The 25,651-nt window shown below is 61.7% G+C and carries 28 protein-coding genes; 15 read left to right on the forward strand and 13 right to left on the reverse strand.

Translation table 11 applies throughout. The features are described from left to right. Positions 1-13 precede the first annotated feature (13 nt). The 3 genes from ftsY to FHT69_RS21680 all read left to right on the forward strand — a co-directional run bounded on the left by ftsY (position 14) and on the right by FHT69_RS21680 (position 2,892). On the forward strand, positions 14-1,579 hold the full coding sequence (gene ftsY / locus FHT69_RS21670) for a signal recognition particle-docking protein FtsY (protein WP_127431317.1): 1,566 nt from the start codon (positions 14-16) through the stop codon (positions 1,577-1,579). A gap of 78 nt (positions 1,580-1,657) precedes the next feature. After that, entirely contained in the window at positions 1,658-2,302 is a 645-nt protein-coding gene (locus tag FHT69_RS21675; protein ID WP_028756579.1) for a septation protein A, read from the forward strand. Further along, positions 2,299-2,892 (forward strand): DUF2585 domain-containing protein, encoded by a 594-nt coding sequence (locus tag FHT69_RS21680; protein ID WP_183905947.1) that lies wholly within the window; start codon positions 2,299-2,301, stop codon positions 2,890-2,892. The genes FHT69_RS21675 and FHT69_RS21680 overlap by 4 nt, the downstream gene beginning before the upstream one ends. Before the next feature lie 6 nt (positions 2,893-2,898). Here the strand turns inward: FHT69_RS21680 and FHT69_RS21685 are convergent, their stop codons facing one another. From FHT69_RS21685 to ccmA, 5 genes are read right to left on the reverse strand one after another with little or no spacing between them, the layout of a single operon-like run. Beyond that, on the reverse strand, positions 2,899-3,507 hold the full coding sequence (locus tag FHT69_RS21685) for a DsbE family thiol:disulfide interchange protein (RefSeq protein WP_097631147.1): 609 nt from the start codon (positions 3,505-3,507) through the stop codon (positions 2,899-2,901). Then, a complete protein-coding gene (ccmD, locus tag FHT69_RS21690; RefSeq protein ID WP_028758040.1) occupies positions 3,504-3,671 on the reverse strand; it encodes a heme exporter protein CcmD in 168 nt (55 codons plus the stop codon). The genes FHT69_RS21685 and ccmD overlap by 4 nt, the downstream gene beginning before the upstream one ends. Before the next feature lie 3 nt (positions 3,672-3,674). Next, positions 3,675-4,436, reverse strand: coding sequence for a heme ABC transporter permease (locus FHT69_RS21695; protein ID WP_183905948.1), 762 nt, complete (start codon positions 4,434-4,436; stop codon positions 3,675-3,677). A 48-nt stretch (positions 4,437-4,484) separates the two neighbouring features. Next, a complete protein-coding gene (ccmB, locus tag FHT69_RS21700; RefSeq protein WP_028756584.1) occupies positions 4,485-5,144 on the reverse strand; it encodes a heme exporter protein CcmB in 660 nt (219 codons plus the stop codon). Positions 5,145-5,196: 52 nt separating this feature from the next. Beyond that, positions 5,197-5,844, reverse strand: coding sequence for a heme ABC exporter ATP-binding protein CcmA (gene ccmA / locus FHT69_RS21705; protein WP_028756585.1), 648 nt, complete (start codon positions 5,842-5,844; stop codon positions 5,197-5,199). A gap of 262 nt (positions 5,845-6,106) precedes the next feature. Between ccmA and acnA the strand changes: the two genes are divergently transcribed. The 3 genes from acnA to FHT69_RS21720 all read left to right on the forward strand — a co-directional run bounded on the left by acnA (position 6,107) and on the right by FHT69_RS21720 (position 10,647). Then, on the forward strand, positions 6,107-8,797 hold the full coding sequence (gene acnA / locus FHT69_RS21710; protein ID WP_168333362.1) for an aconitate hydratase AcnA: 2,691 nt from the start codon (positions 6,107-6,109) through the stop codon (positions 8,795-8,797). A 324-nt stretch (positions 8,798-9,121) separates the two neighbouring features. Further along, entirely contained in the window at positions 9,122-9,862 is a 741-nt protein-coding gene (locus FHT69_RS21715; protein ID WP_028756587.1) for a DUF1223 domain-containing protein, read from the forward strand. A gap of 383 nt (positions 9,863-10,245) precedes the next feature. Continuing rightward, positions 10,246-10,647, forward strand: coding sequence for a DUF2794 domain-containing protein (locus FHT69_RS21720; protein ID WP_003582910.1), 402 nt, complete (start codon positions 10,246-10,248; stop codon positions 10,645-10,647). A 6-nt stretch (positions 10,648-10,653) separates the two neighbouring features. Here the strand turns inward: FHT69_RS21720 and FHT69_RS21725 are convergent, their stop codons facing one another. From FHT69_RS21725 to FHT69_RS21740, 4 genes are all read right to left on the reverse strand, one after another. Then, complete coding sequence (locus FHT69_RS21725; RefSeq protein WP_028756588.1) at positions 10,654-11,211, reverse strand: GNAT family N-acetyltransferase; 558 nt, start codon at positions 11,209-11,211, stop codon at positions 10,654-10,656. Between the two features lie 109 nt (positions 11,212-11,320). Beyond that, entirely contained in the window at positions 11,321-12,049 is a 729-nt protein-coding gene (locus FHT69_RS21730; RefSeq protein ID WP_028756589.1) for a Bax inhibitor-1/YccA family protein, read from the reverse strand. Positions 12,050-12,229: 180 nt separating this feature from the next. Continuing rightward, positions 12,230-14,773 carry an ABC transporter permease gene (locus FHT69_RS21735; protein WP_168333361.1) on the reverse strand — a complete coding sequence of 848 codons (2,544 nt, stop codon included), beginning with the start codon at positions 14,771-14,773 and terminating at the stop codon, positions 12,230-12,232. Continuing rightward, positions 14,770-15,477 (reverse strand): ABC transporter ATP-binding protein, encoded by a 708-nt coding sequence (locus FHT69_RS21740; RefSeq protein ID WP_047615632.1) that lies wholly within the window; start codon positions 15,475-15,477, stop codon positions 14,770-14,772. Before FHT69_RS21740 ends, FHT69_RS21735 begins: the two co-directional genes overlap by 4 nt. Positions 15,478-15,549: 72 nt before the next feature. Between FHT69_RS21740 and FHT69_RS21745 the strand changes: the two genes are divergently transcribed. Together FHT69_RS21745 and thpR are read left to right on the forward strand one after the other, a co-directional pair. Next, positions 15,550-16,194 (forward strand): arylesterase, encoded by a 645-nt coding sequence (locus FHT69_RS21745; protein WP_168333360.1) that lies wholly within the window; start codon positions 15,550-15,552, stop codon positions 16,192-16,194. Between the two features lie 68 nt (positions 16,195-16,262). Next, positions 16,263-16,856: an RNA 2',3'-cyclic phosphodiesterase gene (gene thpR / locus FHT69_RS21750; protein ID WP_028756593.1), complete on the forward strand. Its 594-nt coding sequence runs from the start codon at positions 16,263-16,265 to the stop codon at positions 16,854-16,856. Here thpR and FHT69_RS21755 read toward each other — a convergent pair. Beyond that, positions 16,763-17,263: a low molecular weight protein-tyrosine-phosphatase gene (locus FHT69_RS21755; RefSeq protein ID WP_080759901.1), complete on the reverse strand. Its 501-nt coding sequence runs from the start codon at positions 17,261-17,263 to the stop codon at positions 16,763-16,765. The two genes, thpR and FHT69_RS21755, sit on opposite strands and share 94 nt — an antisense overlap. Positions 17,264-17,298: 35 nt before the next feature. On the opposite strand from FHT69_RS21755, the gene FHT69_RS21760 reads away from it, so the two are divergent. Both FHT69_RS21760 and FHT69_RS21765 read left to right on the forward strand, forming a co-directional pair. Continuing rightward, positions 17,299-17,604 (forward strand): 4a-hydroxytetrahydrobiopterin dehydratase, encoded by a 306-nt coding sequence (locus FHT69_RS21760; RefSeq protein ID WP_028756595.1) that lies wholly within the window; start codon positions 17,299-17,301, stop codon positions 17,602-17,604. 66 nt (positions 17,605-17,670) lie between these two features. Beyond that, positions 17,671-18,063: a YkvA family protein gene (locus tag FHT69_RS21765; protein ID WP_168333359.1), complete on the forward strand. Its 393-nt coding sequence runs from the start codon at positions 17,671-17,673 to the stop codon at positions 18,061-18,063. A 21-nt stretch (positions 18,064-18,084) separates the two neighbouring features. On the opposite strand, the gene FHT69_RS21770 is transcribed toward FHT69_RS21765, so the two are convergent. Then, on the reverse strand, positions 18,085-18,645 hold the full coding sequence (locus tag FHT69_RS21770; protein WP_028756597.1) for a sigma-70 family RNA polymerase sigma factor: 561 nt from the start codon (positions 18,643-18,645) through the stop codon (positions 18,085-18,087). A 336-nt stretch (positions 18,646-18,981) separates the two neighbouring features. Between FHT69_RS21770 and FHT69_RS21775 the strand changes: the two genes are divergently transcribed. The 5 genes from FHT69_RS21775 (at position 18,982) to FHT69_RS21795 (ending at position 23,904) form a co-directional block, all read left to right on the forward strand. Beyond that, a complete protein-coding gene (locus FHT69_RS21775; RefSeq protein WP_028756598.1) occupies positions 18,982-19,491 on the forward strand; it encodes an invasion associated locus B family protein in 510 nt (169 codons plus the stop codon). Positions 19,492-19,839: 348 nt separating this feature from the next. Next, the gene (gene rlmN, locus FHT69_RS21780) at positions 19,840-21,066 is read left to right on the forward strand and encodes a 23S rRNA (adenine(2503)-C(2))-methyltransferase RlmN (RefSeq protein WP_097543589.1); all 1,227 of its coding nucleotides are present in this window, start codon (positions 19,840-19,842) and stop codon (positions 21,064-21,066) included. Positions 21,067-21,159: 93 nt separating this feature from the next. Further along, entirely contained in the window at positions 21,160-22,113 is a 954-nt protein-coding gene (locus FHT69_RS21785) for an ABC transporter substrate-binding protein (protein ID WP_028756600.1), read from the forward strand. Positions 22,114-22,234: 121 nt separating this feature from the next. Beyond that, entirely contained in the window at positions 22,235-23,113 is an 879-nt protein-coding gene (locus tag FHT69_RS21790) for an ABC transporter permease (protein WP_168333358.1), read from the forward strand. Next, entirely contained in the window at positions 23,110-23,904 is a 795-nt protein-coding gene (locus FHT69_RS21795; RefSeq protein WP_028756602.1) for an ABC transporter ATP-binding protein, read from the forward strand. The genes FHT69_RS21790 and FHT69_RS21795 overlap by 4 nt, the downstream gene beginning before the upstream one ends. Positions 23,905-23,937: 33 nt before the next feature. On the opposite strand, the gene FHT69_RS21800 is transcribed toward FHT69_RS21795, so the two are convergent. Then, positions 23,938-24,579 (reverse strand): LysE family translocator, encoded by a 642-nt coding sequence (locus FHT69_RS21800; RefSeq protein WP_028756603.1) that lies wholly within the window; start codon positions 24,577-24,579, stop codon positions 23,938-23,940. An 85-nt stretch (positions 24,580-24,664) separates the two neighbouring features. Then, positions 24,665-25,516, reverse strand: a complete 852-nt coding sequence (locus tag FHT69_RS21805; protein ID WP_127431306.1) for an SDR family NAD(P)-dependent oxidoreductase — start codon at positions 25,514-25,516, stop codon at positions 24,665-24,667. Positions 25,517-25,651 lie beyond the last annotated feature (135 nt).

The raw sequence follows: 25,651 nt of genomic DNA on the forward strand, positions 1-25,651 counted from the left end.
TCACGGAATCCCCATGGCGCTCAGTTTCATCAAAAAGGTCTTCACCTTCGGCAAGCCGGCTGAAGAAGCTGTGCCTGCGGCCGTGGAAAGGGAGCTGGAGCCGCGTTCGCGCGACGAAGATCTGCCAATCGCGGATGATCCTGTTCTACCCGAGGAAATGGATACGGCCGGCGGGCCGGCTGCCGATATCGACGAGGGCGCAGTGGATGCGCCGGTTGCTGAAGATGATGACGAATCCGCAATCCTGCCCGCGGCCGACCAATTGAGCGATATGGGCGTCGTGCCGCTGTCATTGCTGGAAGCCGAGGCGGCCGCGGAAGCGGAGATGGAAACCCGGCCGGCCGCCGGCAACGTTGCGGAAGCCCCCCCCTCTGTCCCTTGGGGATATCTCCCCGACAAGGGAGGAGATCATCCGGAGACTGACGCGCCGGCTTCGATCGAAGAGATCGCCGAAGTGCTTCCCGAAGAGATTTCACCTGAGACCGACGTAGAGCAAGACATCTCCGTTCAGCCTATCTCCTCCCCTGTGGGGGAGATTCCCGGCAGGACAGAAGGGGAAAACCCCGCGGCAGAACCGGAGACCGGCTCTCCCATCCTCCCAAAAGGCTTTGCCACGGGTCCGAAGGTCGTCGAGCCGGAGCCGATTGTCCCGCAACCGAGGCTCAGCTGGTTCCAGCGCCTGCGCAACGGTCTTGCGCGCACCTCCTCGCAGCTGTCCAGCCAGATCACTGCGCTCTTCACCAAGCGCAAGCTCGATGACGAGACGCTGCAGGATCTCGAAGACCTGCTGATCCAGGCCGATCTCGGCGTCGAGACCGCGATGCGCGTCACCGATACGCTCGCTTCCGAGCGTTATGGCAAGGATGTCACCGGTGAGGATGTCAGCCGCATCATGGCGTCCGAAATTGCCAAGGTCCTGAAGCCGGTCGCCAAGCCGCTGCAGCTCGACCTTTCGCACAAGCCGCATGTCATCCTCGTTGTCGGCGTGAACGGCACCGGCAAGACGACGACGATCGGCAAGCTCGCGGCGAAACTTTCCGGCGCCGGGCTGAAGGTGATGCTGGCTGCCGGCGATACTTTCCGTGCGGCGGCGATCGAGCAGCTGAAAATCTGGGCCGACCGGACGAAATCCGAATTCATCGGCACCAAGCTCGGCGCCGATGCCGCAGGCCTCGCCTATGACGCCTTCGAACAGGCAAAGGCAAAAAAATGCGACGTGCTGATCGTCGATACCGCCGGCCGCCTGCAGAACAAGGCCGAGCTGATGGCCGAGCTCGAGAAGATTGTGCGCGTGCTCGGCAAGCTCGATCCCGATGCGCCGCACACCGTGCTGCAGACGCTGGACGCCACGACGGGGCAGAATGCGCTCAGCCAGGTCGAGATCTTCCGCAACGTCGCCGGCGTCAACGGGCTGATCATGACCAAGCTCGACGGCACGGCGCGCGGCGGCATTCTCGTCGCTATTTCCGCCAAGCATAAGCTGCCGGTCTATTTCATCGGCGTCGGCGAGGGTGTCGAGGATCTGGAGCCGTTCGAGGCCGAGGATTTTGCCCATGCCATTGCCGGACTTGGGCAATGATGCCACAGATATGCCGCCGAAAGCCTGCAGGGCACGGCCGGGAAACAGGTTTCCAGGAAAAACAGGTTTGAAGAACGCATGAGCACAGAGAGCGATATCACCCCGAGCGCCGCCGACCGGCATCATCCGCTGCTGAAACTGGCGCTGGAACTCGGGCCGCTGATGATCTTCTTCTTCGCCAATCTGCGCGGCCAGTGGCTGGTGGAGAAGTTTCCCGCTCTTTCCGAACTCGGCGGACCGCTGTTCGTCGCGACCGGGCTCTTCATGGCGGCGACGATCCTCTCGCTGATCGTTTCGAAGATCGTGCTCGGCCATCTGCCGATCATGCCCTTCGTATCCGGCATCGTCGTCGTCATCTTCGGCTCGCTGTCGATCTGGCTGCAGAACGAGACCTTCATCAAGATGAAGCCGACCATCGTCAACGCGCTTTTCGGAGTGGCGCTGCTCGGCGGGCTGGCCTTCGGCAGGTCGCTGCTCGGTTATGTGTTCAACGCCGCCTTCCAGCTCGATGCCGAAGGCTGGCGCAAGCTGACCATCCGGTGGGGCATCTTCTTTCTCTTCCTCGCCGTGCTGAACGAAGTCGTCTGGCGCAATTTTTCGGACGATACTTGGGTCGCCTTCAAGGTCTGGGGCACGATGCCGATCACCATCATCTTTACGCTGGCGCAGATGCCGCTGGTGCTGAAGCATAGCGTCAACCTGGAAACGGACGGCGAAAAGTGAGCGCTGCAGAGGCCGAATATCGCGTAAAGCACCAGACCTTCTGGTTTGTCGCCTGCCTTGCGGTGCTGATCATTCAGATCGCCGCTGAATATATGATGGGCCGCGTGCCGATCTGCGCCTGCGGTTACGTCAAGCTCTGGGAGGGCGGGGTCAATACCAGCGGCAATTCGCAGCATCTGTCGGATTGGTACACACCGTCGCATATCATCCACGGCTTCCTGTTCTACGGGCTCGCGCATCTCCTGCTGCGCGGCAAGCCGCTGGCGGCAAGGCTGCTGCTGGCGCTGTTGATCGAATCCGGCTGGGAGCTGCTCGAGAATTCGCCGCTCATCATCGACCGCTACCGCACCGCGACGATCGCGCTCGATTATTACGGCGACAGCATCCTGAATTCGGCGATGGACACCGTCTTCATGTGCATCGGCTTCTTCTTCGCGCGGCGCGCGCCGGTGGCGCTGACGGTGGCGATCGCCATCTTCTTCGAGATTTTCACCGGCTACATGATCCGCGACAACCTGACGCTCAACGTTGTCATGCTGATCTGGCCGGTCGAGGCGATCAAGGTCTGGCAAGGCGGGGTGCAAGGATAGACCCCGCTACGAAGCGGGCTTGCCGAGCGCCTTCTCCATCGCTGGAAACAGCCCTTCCTTCAGGCTGGTATCGTCGAAGGGGCCGACACGCTTGTAGAGGATCGTGCCGTCGGGGCCGACTAGGTAGCTTTCCGGAATGCCGTAGACGCCCCAGTCGATCGCCGCCTTGCCGTTCGGATCGATGCCGATTGCCTGGTAGGGGTTGCCGAGCTCGCCGAGGAAACGCAGGGCGTTGTCGCTCTGATCCTTGTAGTTGATGGCGACGATGTTCAGCCGTCCGTCCTTCGCCAGTTCTTTCAAGACGGGGTGTTCGTCCCGGCAGGGGAGGCACCAGGAGGCGAAGACGTTGACGAGGGTCAGCTTGCCCTTGATGGCGGCATCGGTCAGCGCCGGCAGGTTGGCGCCGTCGAGCGGCGGAAGGTTCAGCGCCGGTGCCTTGGTGCCGATCAGGGCGGAGGGGATTTCGGTGATGTTCTTGCCATGGAAATCCTGGTCGTAGAGCATCTTGGCGGCGGTGGCCGCAATGCCGCCGAAGACGATCAGCGGCAGAAGCGCCAAGGTGTAGCGACCAAGCGCCCGTGGCTTGTCGGTCGTCTTTTCCGGCGTGTCGCTCATTCGCCATCCCTTACACGCGCCGAGCGGCGGCGGATACCGGCGGCCTCGAGGGCAGCAAGTTCCCGGCGGCGGGCGCGACCGTCGGCCCAGGTCCAGGCCGTGACGGCGACCGTCACCAGGGCTGCGAAGCCATAGGAGGCGTAGACGTAGAAGGCATGCGTCACGGTCTATTCCTCCCGGCTGGCCATGCGGGCGGCAAGGCGGCGCTGGGCGGCGATGCGGCGGCGCCAGATCTCGTTCCTCATCGCCATGATGTGCAGCGTGAAGAAGAGCAGCGTGAAAGCGATCGCCATGATGAAGAGCGGCCGCAGGAATTCCGGATCGATCGCCGGGCCGTCGAGGCGCAGCACGCTTGCCGACTGGTGCAAGGTGTTCCACCACTCGACCGAGAATTTGATGATCGGGATGTTGACGAAGCCGACGAGGATGAGCACGGCGCTGACGCGTGCGGCCTTAGACGGGTCGTCGATGGCGCGCCCGAGCGCAATCAGCCCGAGATACATCAGGAAGAGAACGAAGACGGAGGTCAGCCGAGCATCCCAGACCCACCAGGTCCCCCACATCGGCTTGCCCCACAGCGAGCCGGTGACGAGGGCGAGCAGGGTGAAGGCGGCGCCGAGCGGGGCTGCAGCCTTGGCAGAGACATCGGCCAGCGGATGGCGCCAGACCAGCGTGCCGATCGCCGAGAAGCTCATGATCGTATAGCACATCATCGAAAGCCAGGCCGAGGGCACATGCACATACATGATGCGGACGGTCTCGCCCTGCTGGTAGTCGCCTTCGGTGGCGAAGCTCAGATAGAGGCCGACGATAAAACAGAGGGCGGTGATGCCGGCCAGCCATGGAATGGCGCGCGCCGCCAGCGCCAGAAACCGTGTCGGGTTGGCGAGATCGCTGAATTTGCTGATGGCAAGGCTCGTTTCGCTCATGTCCGCTTCCATACCTTGATCCGGCTTTTCCCGCAATCGAATGGCCCATCAATCCGCTGTGTTTCGCAGCGCCAGGGCGGCGGCGGCCGGACCGATGACGGCGAAGAAGAGCGTCAGCGCAATCAGGATGAGGAAGGGCGGCAGGAACGGGGCGGGATCCTCGACCGCGGCATAGGCGGCGCTGACGCCGAAGATCAGCACCGGAATGGTCAGCGGCAGCACGAGGATCGAGACCAGCAGGCCGCCGCGGGGCAGCGCCACGGCGACAGCGGCACCGACCGCGCCGATGAAGGTGATGGCGGGCGATCCGACGAGCAGCGTCAGCATGGTGGCAGCAATCGCCGTCTCGTCCATATTCATGAACAGGCCGAGCAGCGGCGAGGCGATGACGAGCGGCAGGCTGGTGGCCGTCCAGTGGGCGACGCATTTGACCAACACGGTGAGGACAAGCGGTGTTTCCTGCATCAGCATCAGGTCGAGCGATCCGTCATCGCGCTCGGCCTGAAACAGGCGGTCGAGGCCGAGCAGGGCGGCAAGCAGTGCGCCGATCCAGACGATGGCGGGACCGATGCGCGACAGCAGCTTGAGATCGGGACCGACGCCGAAAGGGATGACGGCGACGATGGTCAGGAAGAACAGCACGCCGATCAGCGCACCGCCGCCGGCGCGGATGGAAAGTTTCAGGTCGCGAAGGAAGAGGGCGGTCATGCGCGGCGGCTTTCTGAATGTGCGATGGATGAGGCACCCACGTCGAGAAACATCACCCCCATACCCCCGCATCCACGCCGGCAAAGCCCGTCATCTTCAATTCCCGCGCATTCTCCACCCCCAGCGGCTGATGTGTTGCCGCCAGCACGATGCCCCCCTTGGTCAGATGTGCGGCAATCAATTCGGCAAACAGCCGGTCGGCGCTGGCATCGAGCGCCGCTGTGGGTTCGTCGAGGATCCAGATGGGGCGGTGGGCGACGAGCAGCTTGGCGAAGGCCATCCGGCGCTGCTGGCCGGCGGAGAGATAACCGAAGGGAAGATGGGTGATTCCCGAAAGGCCGACGGCGTCGGCGGCGTCCTCGACGGAGAGGCCGGCAGCACCGCCTGGATTGCCGAGAAAGGCGCGCCAGAAGTCGAGGTTTTCTGCAACCGTAAGTTCATTCTTCATTGCGTTTCGATGACCAAGGTAGTGACTGACCTCGCCCGGATGGCGGTCTTCCCCGCCCTTTTCGTCGCGGAAGATGACAGTGCCTTTTTCCGGTCTCAGGAGGCCGGCGGCGACGCGCAGCAATGTGGATTTTCCCGATCCATTTCTTCCCGTGAGGACAAGCGCCTCGCCGGCCGCCAAGTGGAAGGAAATGTTTACGAAAATCAGATCCTCACCGCGCCTTGCAGCCAGATTTTCGGCGGTGAAATGCATGCGTCGGCTCTTTCTTGGTTTCGGCTTGCGGCGGGGTCAAAAAATGTCCGGTTTTGACTGTTTTCGGGTATGGCAAGTTTTTAGGAAATTATCTATAAGACCTGCAACCACGCCAGCGGTCGGCGTGAATTTCATCCTTGCGCCGAACTTGGAGCGTCTGTTCCACGTGCGGACAGCGGAAATGGCCGTACCCGCATCCTGATGTGCATTAAGTGCATAGGCGTTCGCACGACTGTGTTGGCTATCAGAAACGGGGTCTCTCGTGTCTAAATCTCTTGACAGTTTCAATTGTCGTTCCACGCTTTCCGTGAACGGGAAGGACTATGTCTATTACAGCCTGCCCAAGGCTGAGGCAAACGGTCTGGCCGGCGTGTCGAAGCTTCCCTATTCGATGAAAGTGCTGCTCGAAAACCTGCTGCGCTTCGAAGACGGCCAGTCGGTCACCAAGCAGCACATCCTGGCCGTCGCCGAATGGCTGAACAACAAGGGTGCGGTCGAAAACGAAATCGCCTATCGCCCGGCGCGCGTGCTGATGCAGGACTTCACCGGCGTTCCCGCCGTCGTCGATCTTGCCGCGATGCGCGACGCGATGGTGTCGCTCGGCGGCGATCCCGAGAAGATCAACCCGCTCGTTCCCGTCGATCTCGTCATCGACCACTCCGTCATCGTCGACGAATTCGGCACGCCGCAGGCTTTCGCCCGTAACGTCGAGCTGGAATACCAGCGCAACGGCGAGCGCTACCGCTTCCTGAAGTGGGGCCAGCAGGCCTTCAAGAACTTCCGCGTCGTGCCTCCCGGCACCGGTATCTGTCATCAGGTCAATCTCGAATATCTCGGTCAGACCGTCTGGACCAAGGAAGAGGACGGCGAGACGATCGCCTATCCCGATACTTGCGTCGGCACAGACAGCCACACGACGATGATCAACGGTCTCGGCGTTCTCGGCTGGGGTGTTGGCGGTATCGAAGCGGAAGCGGCGATGCTCGGCCAGCCGGTCTCGATGCTGCTGCCTGAGGTCATCGGCTTCAAGCTGACCGGCAAGCTCAAGGAAGGCGTCACCGCGACCGACCTCGTTCTCACCGTCGTGCAGATGCTGCGCAAGAAGGGCGTCGTTTCGAAGTTCGTCGAATTCTTCGGCCCCGGCATGGACAACATGCCGCTCGCCGACCGTGCGACGATCGGCAATATGGGCCCGGAATACGGCGCCACCTGCGGCTTCTTCCCGGTCGACGGCGAAACGATCAACTATCTCAACATGTCCGGCCGCACCAAGGACCGTATCGCGCTCGTCGAAGCCTATTCGAAGGCGCAGGGCATGTGGCGTGAGGGCGATGGCTCCGAGCTCGTCTTCACCGACACGCTGGAACTCGATCTCGGTGACGTCGTGCCATCGATGGCCGGCCCGAAGCGTCCGGAAGGCCGCATTTCGCTGGAGAACATCGCTTCCGGTTTCGCCGGCTCGATGGACACGGACTACAAGAAGCCCGGTCAGCTTTCGAACCGCTATGCCGTCGAAGGCACGGATTTCGATCTTGGCCATGGCGACGTGGCGATCGCTGCCATCACCTCCTGCACCAACACCTCCAATCCGTCGGTCCTGATCGCTGCCGGCCTGCTTGCCCGCAACGCTGTTGCCAAGGGCCTGAAGACGAAGCCGTGGGTGAAGACCTCGCTGGCACCGGGAAGCCAGGTCGTCGGCGAATATCTCGCCAAGTCGGGCCTGCAGGCCGACCTCGACAAGCTCGGCTTCAACCTCGTCGGCTTCGGCTGCACCACCTGCATCGGCAATTCCGGTCCGCTGCCGGCGCCGATCTCGAAGACGATCAACGACAAGGGCCTCATCGTTTCCGGCGTTCTCTCCGGCAACCGCAACTTCGAAGGCCGTATCTCGCCCGACGTACAGGCGAACTATCTGGCCTCTCCGCCGCTCGTCGTCGCTTATGCGCTGGCCGGTACGGTGCAGAAGGATCTGACCAAGGAGCCGATCGGCGAGGACCAGAACGGTAATCCCGTTTACCTGAAGGACATCTGGCCGACCTCGAAGGAGGTCCAGGAGTTCATCCTGAAATACGTGACGCGCGAACTCTACGAAAGCAAATATGCCGACGTCTTCAAGGGCGACGTCAACTGGCAAGCCGTCCAGGTTCCGCCGGGCCAGACCTATGCCTGGGACGACAATTCGACCTATGTCCAGAACCCGCCTTACTTCGTCGGCATGGGCAAGAAGGGCACCGGCGTTTCCGACATCAAGGGCGCCCGCGTGCTTGGCCTGTTCGGCGACAAGATCACCACCGACCACATCTCGCCGGCCGGTTCGATCAAGGCGGCATCGCCGGCAGGCGCCTATCTGCTCGGTCACGACGTCGCCGTTGCCGACTTCAATCAGTACGGCACGCGCCGCGGCAACCATGAAGTGATGATGCGCGGCACCTTTGCCAATATCCGCATCCGCAACCACATGCTCGGCCCGAACGGCAAGGAAGGCGGTTACACCATCCACTATCCGTCGAAGGACGAAACCTCGATCTACGACGCGGCGATGCAGTACAAGCAGGAAGGCGTGCCGCTGGTCATCTTCGCCGGTGTCGAATATGGCAACGGCTCTTCGCGCGACTGGGCTGCCAAGGGCACCAACCTGCTCGGCGTCAAGGCGGTGATCGCCCAGTCCTTCGAGCGCATCCATCGTTCGAACCTGGTCGGCATGGGTATCATTCCCTTCGTCTTCGAAGAGGGCACGACCTGGCAGAGCCTCGGCCTCAAGGGTGATGAACTCGTCACCATCGAAGGTCTGGAAAAGATCAAGCCGCGCGAGAAGAAGATCGCCAAGATCACTTATGGCGACGGCACCGTGAAGGAGGTTCCGCTGCTGTCGCGCGTCGATACGCTCGACGAAGTGATCTACCTCAACAATGGCGGCATCCTGCAGACGGTTCTGCGCGATCTCGCTGCCTGATTTTCAGAGCATGATGCCGAAAAGTGTGAGCGGTTTTCGGACGACATCATGCTCTTCTTCTTTGATATAGATCCGGATTCAGATTCATCCGGATTTAGGAGACTTGATTGATAATGGCCGCCGGAGAGCAGTTTCCGGCGGCTTTTCTGTGTGGCGACAGTATTCGGACGGGCTCACGATGATTTGTTTTCCGCAAGTTCCGGTGGAGCTCCGTCTCACCCGTTCGTGACTTTTCGTTTGGACCCGGAAGGATTATTCGTACGTTCATATGTCAGGGCCTGCGGTTCCAACACGCTGTCGGCGCTGAAAAAGAGGTGCAGGTGAATGTCCCCCCGTTTTTTGATTCCGCTGATCGCTGGCGTTGTTCTGTCAGGCCCGCTGCAGGCCGAAGACGGCACGCCGAAAGGTGTCGTTGAACTCTTCACGGCGCAGGGCTGCTCCTCCTGTCCTCCGGCTGATGCGGCTTTCCGCACGCTGGTGAATCAGGGCGATGTCATCGCGCTCGCCTATCATGTCGATTACTGGAATTATCTCGGCTGGGCCGATACGCTGAGCTCCAAGGAAAACACCGAACGGCAATATGGCTATGCCAGAACGATGGGCCGCAGCAACGTCTACACGCCGCAGGCGATCGTCAACGGACGCGGCCATCTGGCCGGCGCCGATCTCAACGGCATCAACAGCAAGATCGACACCTACAGCAGCGAAGGCAACGGGCTGACCGTTCCGATCAACGCCGCGATGCGCGGCGACGAGCTGGAGATCAAGATCGGTGCGGGACAGGGCAAGGCCAATGTCGTGATGGTCTATTTCGACAAGGAAAAGACCATCGACGTCGAAAAGGGCGAGAACAGCGGCCGGAAGCTTTCCTACCTGCACAGCGTCACCAATGTCGAAACCATCGGCATGTGGGACGGCAAGGCAACCAGTCTGACGCTGCCGGCCAGCGTGTTGCAGCGGCCGCAGCTCGAGGGCTGCGCGATCCTGCTGCAATCGGCGACCGCAGACGGCGATCCGGCTGCGATCCTCGGCGCGACCGTTGTCATGGCTGGCAAAAATATCTGAGATTTCATCCGGTAGTAGATGAAGTGCTGGGGCGGCCCGGCCGAGCGTATTCGGGGCTGGGGTTAAGGTCGATACGCTCCGCCGGGCCCTTTGGCGCGCTGGCGCCAAACTGGAATTCATAAATCTCCTGCAAATGAGGCGCTGTTTTGACTGAAATGCGGCGCTGCGGAGAAAGCGTGAGCCTATCCAGGACATCATGCTTTCCGAATTCGGACCCAACTTTTAGAAGGCATGATGCGCAGATTCAAAGTGCTGCAGCGTCTTTGCGCGAGAGACGCGCGGCGCTGTGGTGCGGCCGAATGTGACGGCTGGCGCTCTTGCAATTTGCGGCGGCTCGGGCAAACTGTCACTCTCCTGTCACATGCGGAGGCCTTGGGAGACTGATGACAGATCAGCCGGATTTGCGACACGGCGAAAGCCGCTCCGTCGACAATAGTTCCTCAGTCGTCGTCGATCTCAGGGAATACAAGCAAAGCAAGGACCCGCTTCCGGTGACCTTCCACCGGCGCGAACTGGACGCGATCCTCTGGATCTACGGCCGCATGGTCGGTGACGGTGAATGGCGCGACTACGCCATTGATCACCTGAAGGACAGGGCGGTCTTTTCCGTCTTCAAGCGTTCCGGCGAAATGCCGCTCTTCCGCATCGAGAAAAACCCGAAGCTCGCCGCCAAGCAGGGCGCCTATTCCGTCATCAACGTCCACGGCACGATCCTGAAGCGCGGTCACGAGCTGAACCAGGTGCTGAAGGTGTTCGACAAGGCCCTGAAGCTGGTCGACAAATAAGCCGCATCAACCGGTAAACAGCGTGCCGGGATAGGCGGACGGATCCGGATCGGTCGTCATCCCCTCGCCGAGGCCACGCTGCATCAACATCGTATCCAGCCAGCGGCCGTGCTTATAGCCGGTGCCCCGCATCAGACCGACCTCCTCGAAGCCGGCCTTCCTGTGAAGCGCGATCGAGGCGGGGCTGGCGCCGCCGATGACGGCCGTCATCTGCCGAAAGCCGAGGCCGGTGCAGCGCTCGATCAGCTCGGCAAGCAACGCCTTGCCGATGCCCCGGCCGCGGGCCTCAGGCGCGAGATAGATCGAGTCCTCGACCATCCAGCGATAGGCCGGACGCGTGCGAAAAGCCGAAGCATAGGCGTAGCCGAGCAGGGTTCCGTCCGTGCCGATGGCCGCGATGTAGGGATATTGCTGGCTGACGATCGTCGAAAAACGCCGCGCCATCTCGGCCTCGGAAGGCGGCACGATCTCGTAGCTCGCGACGCCGTTCAGGACGGATTCGCGATAGATATCGGCAATGGAGGGGATATCGGCTTGGGAGGCATCGCGCAGGCGGAATGACATTTCGGCGGCATCCATCGGGGAAAAGGAAGGTTTCCTAAAACCACTCCGCGAAAGCCTGCGCAACAAAAAAGGCGGCCGAAGCCGCCTTTTCGATCTCAGTCTGCCCTGCTTATTTACGATTGCCCATGAACTGCAGCAGGAACATGAAGAGGTTGATGAAGTCGAGATAGAGCGTCAGCGCACCCATGATCGCCTTGCGGCCGGCCACGGCAACGTCATCGGCTTCCAGGTACAGTTCCTTGATCCGCTGCGTATCGTAGGCGGTGAGGCCTGCGAAGATCAGAACGCCGACCACGGAGATCGCGAACTGCACAGCCGACGAAGCCAGGAAGATGTTAACAAGCGAAGCGATGATCAGGCCGAACAGACCCATGATCAGGAACGAGCCCATCGCCGACAGGTCACGCTTCGTCGTGTAGCCGTAAAGCGACAGCGCGCCGAAGGAGGCGGCGGTGACGAAGAAGGTCTGAACCACGCTCTGGCCGGTGTAGATCAGGAAGATCGACGAGAGCGACAGGCCGACGAGCGCGGCGTAGACCGCAAAGGTCGTCTGGGCGGCGGCCACCGTCATGGTGTGAATCCGGAAGCTCAGGAAGAACACCAGAGCCAGCGGCGCCAGAATGACCACCCACTTCAGCGGGCTCACATAGATCGCCTGACCGAAAGCGGTCAGCTCGCCATTGGCGAAGGCGAATTGGAACGACAGATATGCGGCCACACCGGTGATCGCCAGACCCAGCGCCATCAGGTTGTAGACCTTGAGCATATAAGCGCGCAGGCCTTGATCAATCATCTCGCCGGTCTGAGCGCGGCTTTGATAGTTACGAAGATCAGCCATAGTTTCCTCTTACAAGCTCCGATGGAAATACGGTGTCGGGGTTTTCGACCCGGGCGCCGCTGCGGAGCTCCAGCATGCCTGCGGATAATATGAGGCTTTCGCCCATTGCAAACAAGAGGCTTGCAAAGGCTCGGCCGGTTAAATCGCCGTAAGGTGAAGGGTTTGAGTGCCGCTGCCCGGTCAAAGCTCGCGCAAAACGGGGGCCGCCTTTTGCCCAAGGATGCGCCAGGTGCCGATCAGGCCGATGCCGACGGTCAGGACGAGCGCGGTCACAAGCGTCAGCCCCGCCACGTCGGGCAGAAAGGTCGACGGCAGACGCATGATGCGGGCGACGATGAACCAGGCGGCGACGCTGCCGGCGATCAGCGCGAAGATCGCGGTCGCAAGCCCAAGGATCAGATATTCGTAGCTGAAGGCGCGGATCAGCATGGCGCGCGTGGCGCCGAGCGTCTTCAGCACCACCGCGTCGTGGGTGCGCGCCCGGTTTCCGGCAGCAAGCGCCCCGGCAAGGACGAGGATCGAGGCGATGAGGGCGACAGAGGCGGCGGCGCGGATCGCGGTCGCCAGCTGCGCGACCAGCTGGTTGACGATATCGATCGCGTCCTTGACCCGCACGCTGGTGATCGTCGGATAGGTGTTGGTGACGGATTTTAGGATTGCCGCATCTTCGGCGGGCGTCGACGAGGGATCGGTCAGCGTCGCCAGCCAGGCATGCGGAGCGCCGCGAAATGTGTTCGGCGAGAAGACCATGACGAAATTGATCGACAGCGATTCCCACTCGACGCGGCGCAGATTGGCGATCTTCGCCGTGATGTTGCGGCCGAGCACGTTGACGGTGACGGTATCGCCGATCTTCAGGCCGAGCTCATGCGCCTCTTCCGAGGAGAAGGAAACGAGCGGCTGGCCGCCGTAATCCTTGTCCCACCAGCTGCCTTCGGTGAGGGCGGCGTTCTCCGGCAGGGTCTCGGCATAGGTGATGCCGCGATCGCCGTTCAGCACCCAGCGACCGGCCGCCGGCACGGTCAGTTTGCTGACGTCCTCGCCGTTGAAGGCGACGATCCGGCCGCGCAACATCGGCACTTCGACGAGCTTTCCCTGAGGCGCCTGCGCCTGGACGAGATCGCGGAATGCGCCGACCTCGGCGCTCTGGATATCGACGAAGAAAAAGTTCGGTGCGCCCTCGTTCATGCGGCCGGTCAGCTGCTGGCGCAGGTTGCCGTCGATCAGGGTCAGCGTCACCAGCAATGCCAGTCCGAGGCCAAGCGACAGCACGACCGAGGGCGTCAGTGCGCCGGGGCGGTGGATATTGCCGATCGCCAGCCGCAAGGCCGGTGAATTGACGCGCGGGCTGCGGCGCGCGAGCCAGGCGATCGCTGCTGCGACGAGGCGCAGGACGACGAAGGCGAAGACGATCGCACCGACGAAGACGACGGCGATGAAACGGTCATAGGCGGTCAGGATGGCAAGGCCGGCAAGGGCGGCCATGAAGAGCGTGGCAAGTAGGATATAGGGCCAGGAGGGCAGGCGGCGGGCCTCGAAGCCCTGCTCGCGGAAGAGGGCGGTCGCCGGCACTTCGCGGGCATGGCCGAGCGGCAGGATGGCGAAGGCCAGCGTCGTCAGGATACCGAAGAGCGTGGCGAGCAGCAGGGCGCCGGGATAGAGGGTCGGCGTCGTGGAGACCGGCAGGAATTGCGCCAGGAACTGCGCGGCGAAGATCGGCGACAACGCGCCGATGACGAGGCCGATGAGGATGCCGCCGAGGGCGATAATGGCGATCTGGAAAAGATAGATCAGGACGACGACCTGGGCCGGGGCGCCGAGACATTTGAAGGTGGCGATGGTCGTGCGCTTGGCATCGAGGAAGGCGCGCACGGCATTGGCCACGCCGACGCCGCCGACGATCAGCGCGGTGAGACCGACCAGCGTCAGGAACTGCGAGAAGCGGGTAATGTTTTCGGTGAGCGAGGGCGCTGCGCGATCGCTGGTGCGGATCGCCCAGCCGGCGGAGGGGAATTCCTTGGAGGCGCGCGCCTGGATGCCCGACATCGCGCCCTTGTCTTCCAGCCGGATCTTGTAGGCATGTTCGACAAGGCTTCCCGTCTGGATCAGCCCGGAGGCCTGGAGCGCCTGGCGGCTGACCAGCAGGCGCGGCGCGAAACCGAAGCCTTCCGACAGCGCATCCGGCTCGGTTTTCACCGTGCCGGTGATGCTGAGCTTGACGTTGCCGAGCAGCAATTCGTCGCCGACGGCAAGCCCGAGACGATCGAGAAGCAGGGGCGCTGCCACTGCACCATAGGTGCCGCCTTGGCCGGAAAGCAGCGCTGCAAGCGGATAGTCCGGTTCGGCCACGAATCTGCCGTAGAGCGGGTAGCCGTCGTCGACGGCCTTGACCTCGACCAGCGCCTGATCGGAGCCGTCAGGCTTGCGGGCCATCGAGCGCAGGCCAGTTGAAACCGAAACGGTGCCGAGGCTTTCGAGGAAGCCCAACTCCTGAGGCGTGGCTTCGCGGTTGTTGAGTTCGAAGCGGACGTCGCCGGCCAGCAGCTCCTGCCCCTGCGAGGCGATCGTGTCGGTGATCGACTGCGAGACGGAATTGACGGCGGCAATCGCGCCGGTGCCGAGAGCGATGCAGGCAAGGAAAATGTAGAAGCCGCGGATGCCGCCGCGCAACTCGCGGAGCGCCAGGCGAAAAGCAAGCGAGACGCGCGGCGTGATCATTCTCATGCGATCGCCGCCTCGCTGTGGCGGGCGGCGCTGTCGCCCTCGATCCTGCCGGAGCGGACGCGGATCTGGCGTGAGCAGCGGTTTGCCAGCGCGACGTCGTGGGTGACGAGAAGCAGGGTCATGCCGCGTTCGGTCTGCTTGGAGAACAGAAGGTCGGCGATCTGGCGGCCGGTCTCGGTGTCGAGATTGCCTGTGGGTTCGTCGGCGATCAGCAGGGCGGGCGAGGGGGCGAGCGCCCTGGCGATCGCCACGCGCTGCTGCTCGCCGCCGGAAAGCTGGCCGGGATAGTGGTTCAGCCGTTCACCGAGGCCGACCGATTTCAGCTCGCGATGGGCGATCTCGAAGGCGTTGCGGACATTGGCGAGCTCGAGCGGCACGGCGACGTTTTCCAGCGCCGTCATGTTGGCGATCAGGTGGAAGGACTGGAAGACGATGCCGATGTTGCGGCCGCGGAAATCGGCGACCTCATCCTCGCTGAGGCTATGGAGCGGCGTGTCGTTGATATTGATCTCGCCGCTGTCGAGTTTCTCCAGCCCGGCAAGCACCATCAGCAGGGTGGATTTGCCGGAGCCGGAAGGGCCGACGATGCCGACGGATTCGCCGGCCGCGACATCGAGATCGATGCCCTTCAGCACGTGGACGGAGGCGGCTGCGCTGCCAAGGGTCAGATCGGCGCTCTTCAACTCGATAATGGTTTTTGCCAACAGAAATCGCCCTATATAAATCCCCAACAGAATGGCCGCATAACGGCACTTCGCCAATCTAGGGAAGCCAGAATGAGATTTAAAGTTGCCGCCCTTCAATTCACCGTCATTGCCGTCTCGCTGATCTTTGCCGCTGCGGCCAGTGCCCGGACGATCAATCTGGTCGGTTTTGGGGACAGTTTGATGGCGGGCTATCAGTTGCCGGCCGGCAACGGCTTTCCGGAAAAGCTGCAGGCAGCCCTGAAGGCGAAGGGGCTCGACGTCACCGTCGCCAATGCCGGGGTCTCCGGCGATACGACGGCAGCGGGCCTTGCGCGCATCGACTGGTCGGTGCCCGACGGCACCGACGGCGTCATTCTGGAGCTCGGCGCCAATGATGCGCTGCGCGGCATCCCGCCCGAGGAGAGCGAGAAGAATCTCGATCAGATGATTATCCGGCTAAAGGAGCGCGGGATTGCCGTGCTGCTCGCCGGCATGATGGCGCCGCCGAACATGGGGGCGGACTATGCCGCACGATTCAACCCGATCTATCAGAAACTTTCGGAAAAACATGGGCTTCCGCTCTATGCCTTCTTTCTCGACGGCGTCGCGCTGGAGCCCGGGTTGAAGCTTGAAGACGGCATGCATCCAAATGCGAAAGGCATCGACGTCATGGTCGAAAAGATGGCGCCTGCTGTCACAAATTTCGTCGAAACGATTTCTTCTGTGAAGAAATAGGGGCTTGCGCGGTTGTTGATTGCGTGATTCCGTGTGAGCACCTGCAAAAGATTCGGGGAGTGCTCGTGATGCCGAGACTGTTTACCGCCCTCGAAATTCCGCGCAATGCGGCGATGAGCCTTTCATTGCTGCGCGGTGGCCTCCCCGGAGCACGATGGATCGATGTGGAGAATTACCACATCACCCTGCGTTTCATCGGTGATGTCGACGGCCGCACGGCCGATGAAATCGTTGAACGCCTCGACCGGATCGATCGGCCGGAATTCCAGTTCCGGCTCGAAGGAATCGGTTCCTTCGGCTCGAAGAAACCGCATTCGGTCTGGGCCGGCGTTTCGCAATCGCCTGAAATGTATGCCCTGCAGGGCGAGATCGAGCGCATCTGCCAGCGCATCGGCCTGCCGCCCGATCCCCGCAAGTTCATGCCGCATGTGACGCTGGCGCGGCTCAAATCCTCGCGGCTCGACGATGTCGTGCAATATCTGGCGGGACGCGGCAACTTCCACACCGCAACTTTCACCGCGCCGCGCTTCGTGCTGCTTTCGTCGCGCGAATCGGTCGGCGGCGGGCCCTACCTCACCGAGGAAGTGTTCCCGCTGCATGAGGCCCGTTCGACGCCCAGCGTATCGAGCAGGCTGCTGCAGCCGGCCAAGAGCCTGGTGTAGACCAGCTCGAAGCCGCCCGGGCCGCCATAATAGGGATCGGGGATATCCTCTCCGGTTCCGAGCGCGGCATCCCCGAAAAGGCGGATATTCGCCCCATGCGGCGCGCTTTTTTCGAGCGCCGCCACATTGTCGCGGTCCATGGCGAGGATCAGATCGAAATCCCTGAAATCCCTCGATTGGATGCGGCGGGCGCGTTGCCCCGATATGTCGATGCCGTGGTTTTTCGCAGCGGCGATCGAACGCCGGTCGGGTGGCTCGCCTTCATGCCAGCCGCCGGTGCCGGCGGAATCGATGGTAAAATCGCCGGTCAAACCCGCTTCGGCGACGAGATGGCCAAAAATTCCTTCCGCGAGCGGAGAACGGCATATATTGCCCATGCAAACGAAGAGGATGCTGATGCGTTTCATCGGTAAACCTGTCGGACAGAGAAGAGGACCATGGCATGAAAATGGAAAGACTGGAACGGACGGCGGCCGAGGCGCAACTGGCCGGACTTGCAGGCTGGGCGCTCAATGATGCGGGTTCTTCGATCTCGAAGACGTACAAGTTCGCAAATTTCATCGAGGCTTTCGGGTTCATGACGGAGGCAGCACTTGCGGCCGAGAAGCTCAATCATCATCCCGAATGGTTCAACGTCTATTCTAGGGTGGAGGTGACGCTGAACACACATGATGCCGGCGGACTGACGGAGCTGGATTTCAAGCTCGCCAAAGCCATGGAGAAGGCTGCGGCGCGCCGTATCGTTTGACAGCGGGGCCGATTGAAAGCCGGTCCGCCATCACCATATGTTCGCTTGGATGAAAGGGATGCAGGGATGGACGAGGTTAAATTCGGGGAAATCCTGTTGCCGGGCGACGAGGACACCCAGAGCCGGCGCGAGAAGACCGTAAGGCAGAAATTCTGGCCGACCTTCCGGCGGGCCGTGCGGCAGATCCCGTTCTCGCGCGATGTGGTTGCCGGTTTCTATTGCGCGCTCGATCCGCAGACGCCGACGAAGGTGCGCGGCGTGCTGCTCGCGGCGCTCGCCTATTTTGTCATGCCGATCGACATGATCCCGGATGTTTTCGCCGTCATCGGCTTTTCCGACGACATCGCCGTGCTTTCGGCCGCCTTCGCTATGGTGCGTGGCCATATAAGGCTGGGCCATTACGAAGCGGCCGACCGCGTTCTTGCCGACCGGCCGGAAGAAGCGATGAAGACGATCTGAATCCCGTTCTAAATTGAAGAGTCAGGCGATTTCGCGTTCCAGCACCTTGCGGAGCTTGCCAAAGGCAAGCCGGATGCGCGACTTCACCGTACCGAGCGGCAGCCCGGTTGATTCGGCGATCTCCGAATGCGATTGGCCGAGGAAGAAGGCGGCGCGCAGCATGTCGCGCTGTTCCTCCGGCAACTGCCCGACGGCGGCGCGTATCCTGGCGTCGCGATCGTCATTGGCGATAATTTCCTCCGCGCCGATATCCGCGGGCGGCTGCAGGGCCGGGTCGGTCTCGTCGAAGATGCGGGTATTGGCGCGGCGTTGCATGTCGATGCGGCGGTTGCGGGCAATGCGGAAAAGCCAGGTTGAGAGCGAAGATCGCGTGGCATCATAGAGATCCGCCTTGTGCCAGAGCACGATCATGATCTCCTGGACCAGTTCCTCGGCCTCGCCTGGTGTCATCTTCTGGCGCATCAGCCAGGCCTTCAGGCGGGGTGCGAAATAGTCGAACAGGATGGAAAAGGCCTGCTGGTCGCGATCATCCGCGACGGCCTTGGCGAGGGCAGCGAAACGCTGTCTTTCCTCGGCATCCATGTCTCCTCACAAGCCCCCTGCGGCAATAATTTCGTCCCGGATTTCCAAGTCTTAATGAGGTACAACGGATTTGGGAAAGGTCAAACTCTTGCCTGAATCTTTGTGTCTTAAATTCACCCGAACGGACGGCCAGTGCCATCGGGGCACGATGTCGCGGCCTATACCGTCAAAGGTGCGAAAATTGACACTCGAGCTGAAATGACACAGGCAGATACAAATCGCAGCTATTGTTGACCATTTGGTAACCTGAATTAAGTCAAAATAAAGCAGATCGTGATTATGCGGCGCCCGCTATGATCGCTTCGGGCCTTGAATCGCAAGAACCGGCAGGAATCCATGTTTGTAAAAAGTATCGTATCCGCTCTCGCACTCACCCTGACCATGGCCGGAGTTGCGGAAGCGCAGCAGGCCGCGCCGAACCGCATCCAGCAGTTCCAGGCATGGGGCGCCTATTCCTACAAGTCGGGCAAGAGCACCGTGTGCTACGTGTTGTCCGTTCCGACGGCAAAGCAGCCGGCAAGCGTCGATCACGGTGACAATTTCTTCATCGTCTCGCAGCGCCCCGGCCAGAACATCTCCTATGAGCCGCAGGCCATGATGGGCTATACGGTGAAGGAAAATTCAAAGATCAACGTGGTCATCGACAACAAGACCTTCGTGATGTTCACCAAGGACAAGGCCGGCTGGGTCGAGAATGCTGCCCAGGAGCCAGCCCTCGTCGCGGCGATGAAAACGGGTCATTCGATGACGGTGAATGCCGTTTCGCGCAAGGGCACCGGCACCTCCTACAGCTATTCGCTCTCGGGTATCTCGGCTGCGCTGAAGCAGATCGAAACCTGCAAATAAGCGCTTTTTTGTTCGCAGAGCTTCCAGGGCCGGCCTTGCGCCGGCCTTCGTCGTTTCCATCCAAAGCGCGGCGATCTTTCAGATCTGCCTGCCGCGCTTTAGGTCTTTGATTTCAGCATGTCGTCGTCGCAAAACCGCTGCACAGTTTTGCGCGACATGCTTGATAGTGACGCGCGGGCAAAATGATGCTAAAGGCCGCGCAACAGCGGACAGATCGCGATTTCAGTCGCCGTTCCGCCATTCAATTTCTGCCAATGTGCCGTCATGCACCCGCCAGTCTTCCGGCTTTGCCCTGAAGTTCGCAGGGCTTGCGGGGCGGTTACGTGTTCGAATTCGGGATGAATGCCTATGTCCGTCATGGATGCGATAGATGTGACCAAGCCGCAGGCGCGCACCTCCGCCAGCCTCGAGAAGCCGTCCTTGATCGGGCTGTCGCGCGAAGAGATGGCGGCGGCACTGCGGGAAAAAGGGGTGGCCGAGAAGCAGATCAAGATGCGCGTCTCGCAGCTCTGGAACTGGATCTATGTGCGCGGCGTCTCCGATTTCGACCATATGACCAATGTCGCCAAGGACATGCGCGAGATGCTGAAGCAGCATTTCACCATCGCACGTCCCGAGATCGTCGAGGAGCAGGTCTCCAACGACGGCACGCGCAAATGGCTGCTGCGCTTTCCCGCCCGCGGCGCCGGACGTCCCGTCGAGATCGAGGCCGTCTACATTCCGGAAGAGGGCCGCGGCACGCTCTGTATCTCCAGCCAGGTCGGCTGCACGCTCACCTGTTCCTTCTGTCATACCGGCACGCAGCGTCTGGTGCGCAACCTGACGGCGGAGGAAATTCTTTCCCAGCTGCTGCTTGCCCGCGACCGGCTTGGAGACTTCCCGGATCGTGAAGCGCCGCAGGGTACGATCATGCCTGCCGAGGGCCGCAAGGTCAGCAACATCGTCATGATGGGCATGGGCGAGCCGCTCTATAACTTCGATGCCGTCAAGCAGGCATTGCTGATCGCCACGGATGGCGACGGCCTGTCGCTGTCCAGGCGCCGCGTGACCTTGTCCACCTCCGGCGTCGTGCCGGAGATCTTCCGCACCGGCGAAGAAATTGGCGTCATGCTGGCAATCTCGCTGCATGCGGTGCGCGACGACCTGCGCGACATTCTGGTGCCGATCAACAAGAAGTACCCGCTGAAGGAACTGATCGAAGCCTGCCGGGCCTATCCCGGTCTTTCGAACGCACGGCGCATCACCTTCGAATATGTGATGCTGAAGGACGTCAACGATAGCCTGGAAGACGCCAAGGGGCTGATCAAGCTCTTGAAGGGCGTGCCGGCAAAGATCAACCTCATCCCGTTCAATCCCTGGCCCGGCACCAATTACCAGTGTTCGGACTGGGAGCAGATCGAGAAATTCGCCGATTTCATCAACTCGGCAGGTTATGCTTCGCCGATCCGCACGCCGCGCGGCCGCGACATTCTTGCCGCCTGCGGCCAGCTGAAATCGGAATCCGAACGCATGCGCAAGACCGAACGCCTAGCCTTCGAAGCGATGATGATCGCCAATCACGGCGCCGACGACTGATCAGCAAGTTTGATCCTCGCTACAATTCTCCTGCATTGATTTAAGCATGCGCTTTTCCTAATAGTGCCGCCAAAATCATTCAGGAGGATACCCATGCGTTCGGTTCTGCTCGCTCTCGCCGCCAGTTTGGCGCTTTCCCTGCCCGCAAAGGCTGATGACGTGACCGTCGCCGTGACGGCGATCGTCGAACATCCGGCGCTGGATGCAGCGCGCAAGGGCGTTCTCGATGCGCTGACGGCCGCGGGCTATAAAGAGGGCGAGAACCTGAAATTCGTGTTCGAATCGGCGCAGGGCAATCCGGCGACGGCAGCCCAGATCGCCCGCCAGTTTGCCGGCGACGAGCCCAATGTCATCGTTCCGATTTCGACGCCCTCGGCCCAGGCGGTCGTCTCTTCGACGCGTGACATTCCCGTCGTCTTCACGGCTGTCTCCGATCCGCTTGGCGCCCAACTCGTCAAGAACATGGACAAGCCCGGCGGCAATGTCACCGGTCTTTCCGACATGTCGCCGGTCGCCGAGCATCTGGCGCTGATCAAGGAAATCCTGCCTGATGTGAAAACCATCGGCTATCTCTACAATTCCGGCGAGGCGAATTCCGTTTCGCTGCTCGCCGTCCTGCAGGCCGAGGCCGAAAAGGCCGGCCTGAAGGTGGTGGAATCAGCCGCCACCAAGTCGGCCGAGGTTCAGGGTGCGGCGCGCGCCCTCGTCGGCCGCGCCGATGCGATCTATATTCCGACCGACAACACTATCATCTCCGCGCTAGAAGGCGCCGTCGCGGTGGCCGAAGAGAGTAAGCTGCCGCTCTTCACCGCCGATACGGATTCGGTTTCGCGCGGCTCGATCGCTGCTCTCGGCTTCAACTATTACGATGTCGGCAAGCAGACCGGCGAGATCGTCGTGCGCGTGCTGAAGGGCGAAAACCCTGGCGATATCGCCGTCAAGACGGCTGCCGGCAGTGATCTCGTCGTCAACAAGGCCGCGGCTCAGAAGATGGGCGTCACCCTGCCTGAGAGCGTACTTTCCCGCGCCAACAAGGTCATTGAATAATCGGCCGTCCCTTCAACGTTTAGTTGGATACAGCCGCTCCTGTTTGCACGGGGGCGGCTCTTCGTATTAAAAGCTGCGGTTTCGCGACGGGCGAAACAGAAATCAAAAGGGGCTGAAAGCCTTGAGCCAAATCGCATTCTGGGGGGCCGTCGAGCTCGGCCTGGTCTATTCTTTCGTCGCTCTCGGCGTCTATCTCGCCTTTCGCGTTCTCGACTTTCCCGACCTGACGGTCGATGGCTCCTTTCCGCTTGGCGCGGCGGTCACGGCCGTGCTGATCATTGCCGGCGTCAATGCCTGGCTTGCGGCGCTGATCGCCATGGCGGCCGGGGCCGCGGCGGGCATGGTGACGGCGCTGCTCAATGTGCGCTTCAAGATCCTCAACCTGCTGGCCTCGATCCTGACGATGATCGCGCTGTTTTCCGTCAATCTGAGGGTGATGGGCAAACCCAATGTCGCGCTCATCAATGCCGATACGATGATCAGCCCGTTCTTCGGCCATGGCCTTCGCGATTTCTACGTGCGGCCGCTCTTTGTCGGGGTTTTGGTCGTCGTCGCTCTTATCCTGGTCTGGCGTTTCCTGGAAAGCGATGCCGGGCTTGCCATGCGGGCGACCGGCGCCAATGCGCGGATGGCCCGCGCCCAGGGCGTCGATACCAGCCGACAGATCTATCTCGGCATGGCGATCTCCAATGCGCTGGTGGCGCTCGGCGGCGCGCTGTTTGCCCAGACGAACGGCTTTGCCGACGTCACCTCGGGCGTCGGCACGATCGTCGTCGGGCTTGCCGCGGTCATCATCGGCGAGACCCTGCTCGGGCGGCGTGGTCTGTTGATCGCGTTGATCGGCTGCGTGCTCGGGTCGATCCTCTATCGCATCGCGATCCAGCTGGCGCTTTCCAGTGACGTCATCGGTCTGCAGGCGTCCGACCTCAATTTCGTGACCGCCGTGCTGGTGACCGTGGCGCTCATCCTTCCCCGTCTTCGCGGAGGTACCGCATCGTGATCAGCGTCAAGGACATCAAAGTCGTTTTCGGACGCGGCACGCCGCTGCAGAAACAGGCGCTGAACGGCGTCAGCCTGACCATCGAGCAAGGCTCCTTCGTCACCGTCATCGGTTCGAACGGCGCCGGCAAATCGACGCTGCTCGGCGTGCTCGCCGGCGACGTCATTCCGAGCGAAGGGCAGGTGCTGATCGGCAAGAGCGACGTGACGCGCAAGTCGACGGCGGCGCGCGCCGGCCTTGTGGCGCGTGTCTTCCAGGATCCGCTGACGGGAAGCTGCGGCGCATTGTCGATCGAGGAGAACCTTGCTCTGGCTGCCCGGCGCGGCGAGAAGCGCGGGCTGGCATCGGCGCTCGGCGGAAACAGGCGCGACTATTTCAAGGAACGGATCGCCGAGCTCAATCTTGGGCTGGAGAACCGGCTGAAGGACCGCATGGATCTTCTCTCCGGTGGCCAACGGCAGGCCGTTTCGCTCGTCATGGCGACGCTTGCGGGATCGGAAGTGCTGCTGCTCGACGAACATACGGCGGCACTCGACCCCGGCATGGCTGAGTTCGTGATGAACCTCACGCAGAAGATCGTCGCCGAACGCAAGCTGACGACGATGATGGTGACGCATTCCATGCGCCAGGCGCTGGATTACGGCCACCGCACGATCATGCTGCATGGCGGCGAGATCGTTCTCGATGTCGCGGGCGACAACAGGAAGAACCTGCAGGTCGAGGACCTGATCGCCATGTTCCGCAAGATGCGCGGCCAGACGTTGGATGACGATGCGCTGCTGATCGGCTGAGGCGACAGCGGCGGTTCGGTACCCGACCGCTGATTATTTCGCCTGGGTGAGCAGGATCTTCGCGGCGAAGATCGAGAAGACGCCCGCGAAGGTATAGTCCATGCCACGCAGCACTTTCTTGTTGCTCTGCAGCCATGAGGCCAGCCAGTCGGCGGCAAAGACCACGCTGGCATTGACCGGCATGCCGATCAGGATGAAGCAAAGCCCGAGGAAAAGCAGCTTGTGCGTGACGGCCGGATCGCCGGCGCTGACGAATTGCGGCAGGAAGGTCATGAAGAAGATGATGACCTTGGGGTTCAGGAGATTGACCCAGAAGCCCGACGAGATGTTGGAAAGTGCCGTGCCCTTCTGCTCCTCGACCTTGGCGACCGTAAGCTTGGAGCCGAAGCGGATCGCCTGCACCGCCAGCCAGAACAGATAGGCGGCGCCGCCGGTCTTCAGGATCAGGAAAGCGGTCGGCGAGGCGGTGATCAGCGCCGAAATGCCGAAAGCGACCAGCATGGTGTGGACGACGATGCCGAGGCTGGTGCCGACGACGACGAAGAGGGCTGCCTTCTTGCCCTGGGCGAGCGCACGGCTGATCGACAGCGTCATGTCGGGGCCTGGGGTCGCCGCGAGCAGCAGCGTCGCGGCGGCAAAGGCGAGAAGGGTCGGTAGGCTGGGCAGGAAATCCATGGCACTCTCTGAAAGCCGGGAAAGACCTGACGATCTCTTACCCGGCTTTCGGAAAATTACCAATCAAACCTGATGATGGCGCCGATCACTTCTGTTCGAGGAAGGCTTTGAATTTGTCGGCGTAGTCCTTGTGCCAGCGCGACAGCGGCGGACGGTTCTCGATGATGTCGCCGGCGGCCCAGGCCATCCGGCGTTCGTCGACCGGACGCGCCACGTCATTGTCGGGGCAGAGAATATAGAAATCACCGCGTTCGAGGCTTTCGACCATGAAATCGACCGTCTGCTCTGGTGTCCAGGCGGCGGCCGGTTTTTCCGCGCGGTCGCCCTTGGTGAGGCCGGTGAAGACGAAGCCGGGGATCAGAAGATGGGCGGAGATCTTTCCGCCTTCGGTATTGCGAAGCTCATGCTGCAAGGCTTCGGTGAAGACCTTCACACCCGCCTTGGAGATATTGTAGGCGGGGTTGCCGGGCGGCGTGGTGATGCCCTGCTTGGAGCCGGTGTTGATGATGAGGCCGGGCTCGCCATGCGACAGCATCTTCGGGCCGAAGGTGCGCGTACCGTTGATCACGCCCATCAGGTTGACGGCGAAGATATGGTCCCAGTTCGCCTGCGGGCTGAAGATTGAGGTTTCCGGGCCGATGCCGGCATTGTTCATCAGCACGTGCACACGGCCGAAACGCTGGAGCACGGCGCGTTCGAGCGCTTCCAGGGATTCCTTGACGGCGACGTCGGTCTCGACCGCCATCACATTTTCCTCGCCGGCAATGGCCTTGAGTTCGTCGGCGGCCGCGGCCAGCCGGTCGCCGCCGAGATCGGCGATGGCGACGCTCATGCCGCGTGCGGCGAAATATTTCGCCGCGGCAAGGCCGATGCCGGAAGCGCCGCCGGTGATGACGGCAACATTCGACTTCTTGAAAATGTCTTGAATATTCGTCACGGGGCAGCCTCTCCTCGAGCATTTGCGGACGCTGGCGAATATGGGCTCCGCTTTCGCGCTGTCAAACGGTATCGGCACGGTCGCTGTCGCACTTGGCCTTGCGTCACGCGCCAATCTCGCTAAAAGTGCCGCGAC

This window comes from Rhizobium sp. BK008, from assembly GCF_014197345.1.
Classification (GTDB): Bacteria; Pseudomonadota; Alphaproteobacteria; order Rhizobiales; family Rhizobiaceae; genus Rhizobium; species Rhizobium anhuiense.

Bases quoted from the DNA above. Each gene is read 5' to 3' on its own strand.
- ftsY (WP_127431317.1), top strand. From the start codon at position 14: ATGGCGCTCAGTTTCATCAAAAAGGTCTTCACCTTCGGCAAGCCGGCT.
- FHT69_RS21675 (WP_028756579.1), top strand. From the start codon at position 1,658: ATGAGCACAGAGAGCGATATCACCCCGAGCGCCGCCGACCGGCATCAT.
- FHT69_RS21685 (WP_097631147.1), bottom strand. From the start codon at position 3,507: ATGAGCGACACGCCGGAAAAGACGACCGACAAGCCACGGGCGCTTGGT.
- FHT69_RS21695 (WP_183905948.1), bottom strand. From the start codon at position 4,436: ATGAGCGAAACGAGCCTTGCCATCAGCAAATTCAGCGATCTCGCCAAC.
- ccmB (WP_028756584.1), bottom strand. From the start codon at position 5,144: ATGACCGCCCTCTTCCTTCGCGACCTGAAACTTTCCATCCGCGCCGGC.
- ccmA (WP_028756585.1), bottom strand. From the start codon at position 5,844: ATGCATTTCACCGCCGAAAATCTGGCTGCAAGGCGCGGTGAGGATCTG.
- FHT69_RS21715 (WP_028756587.1), top strand. From the start codon at position 9,122: ATGTCCCCCCGTTTTTTGATTCCGCTGATCGCTGGCGTTGTTCTGTCA.
- FHT69_RS21720 (WP_003582910.1), top strand. From the start codon at position 10,246: ATGACAGATCAGCCGGATTTGCGACACGGCGAAAGCCGCTCCGTCGAC.
- FHT69_RS21725 (WP_028756588.1), bottom strand. From the start codon at position 11,211: ATGTCATTCCGCCTGCGCGATGCCTCCCAAGCCGATATCCCCTCCATT.
- FHT69_RS21730 (WP_028756589.1), bottom strand. From the start codon at position 12,049: ATGGCTGATCTTCGTAACTATCAAAGCCGCGCTCAGACCGGCGAGATG.
- FHT69_RS21735 (WP_168333361.1), bottom strand. From the start codon at position 14,773: ATGAGAATGATCACGCCGCGCGTCTCGCTTGCTTTTCGCCTGGCGCTC.
- FHT69_RS21745 (WP_168333360.1), top strand. From the start codon at position 15,550: ATGAGATTTAAAGTTGCCGCCCTTCAATTCACCGTCATTGCCGTCTCG.
- thpR (WP_028756593.1), top strand. From the start codon at position 16,263: ATGCCGAGACTGTTTACCGCCCTCGAAATTCCGCGCAATGCGGCGATG.
- FHT69_RS21755 (WP_080759901.1), bottom strand. From the start codon at position 17,263: ATGAAACGCATCAGCATCCTCTTCGTTTGCATGGGCAATATATGCCGT.
- FHT69_RS21760 (WP_028756595.1), top strand. From the start codon at position 17,299: ATGAAAATGGAAAGACTGGAACGGACGGCGGCCGAGGCGCAACTGGCC.
- FHT69_RS21765 (WP_168333359.1), top strand. From the start codon at position 17,671: ATGGACGAGGTTAAATTCGGGGAAATCCTGTTGCCGGGCGACGAGGAC.
- FHT69_RS21770 (WP_028756597.1), bottom strand. From the start codon at position 18,645: ATGGATGCCGAGGAAAGACAGCGTTTCGCTGCCCTCGCCAAGGCCGTC.
- FHT69_RS21775 (WP_028756598.1), top strand. From the start codon at position 18,982: ATGTTTGTAAAAAGTATCGTATCCGCTCTCGCACTCACCCTGACCATG.
- rlmN (WP_097543589.1), top strand. From the start codon at position 19,840: ATGTCCGTCATGGATGCGATAGATGTGACCAAGCCGCAGGCGCGCACC.
- FHT69_RS21785 (WP_028756600.1), top strand. From the start codon at position 21,160: ATGCGTTCGGTTCTGCTCGCTCTCGCCGCCAGTTTGGCGCTTTCCCTG.
- FHT69_RS21800 (WP_028756603.1), bottom strand. From the start codon at position 24,579: ATGGATTTCCTGCCCAGCCTACCGACCCTTCTCGCCTTTGCCGCCGCG.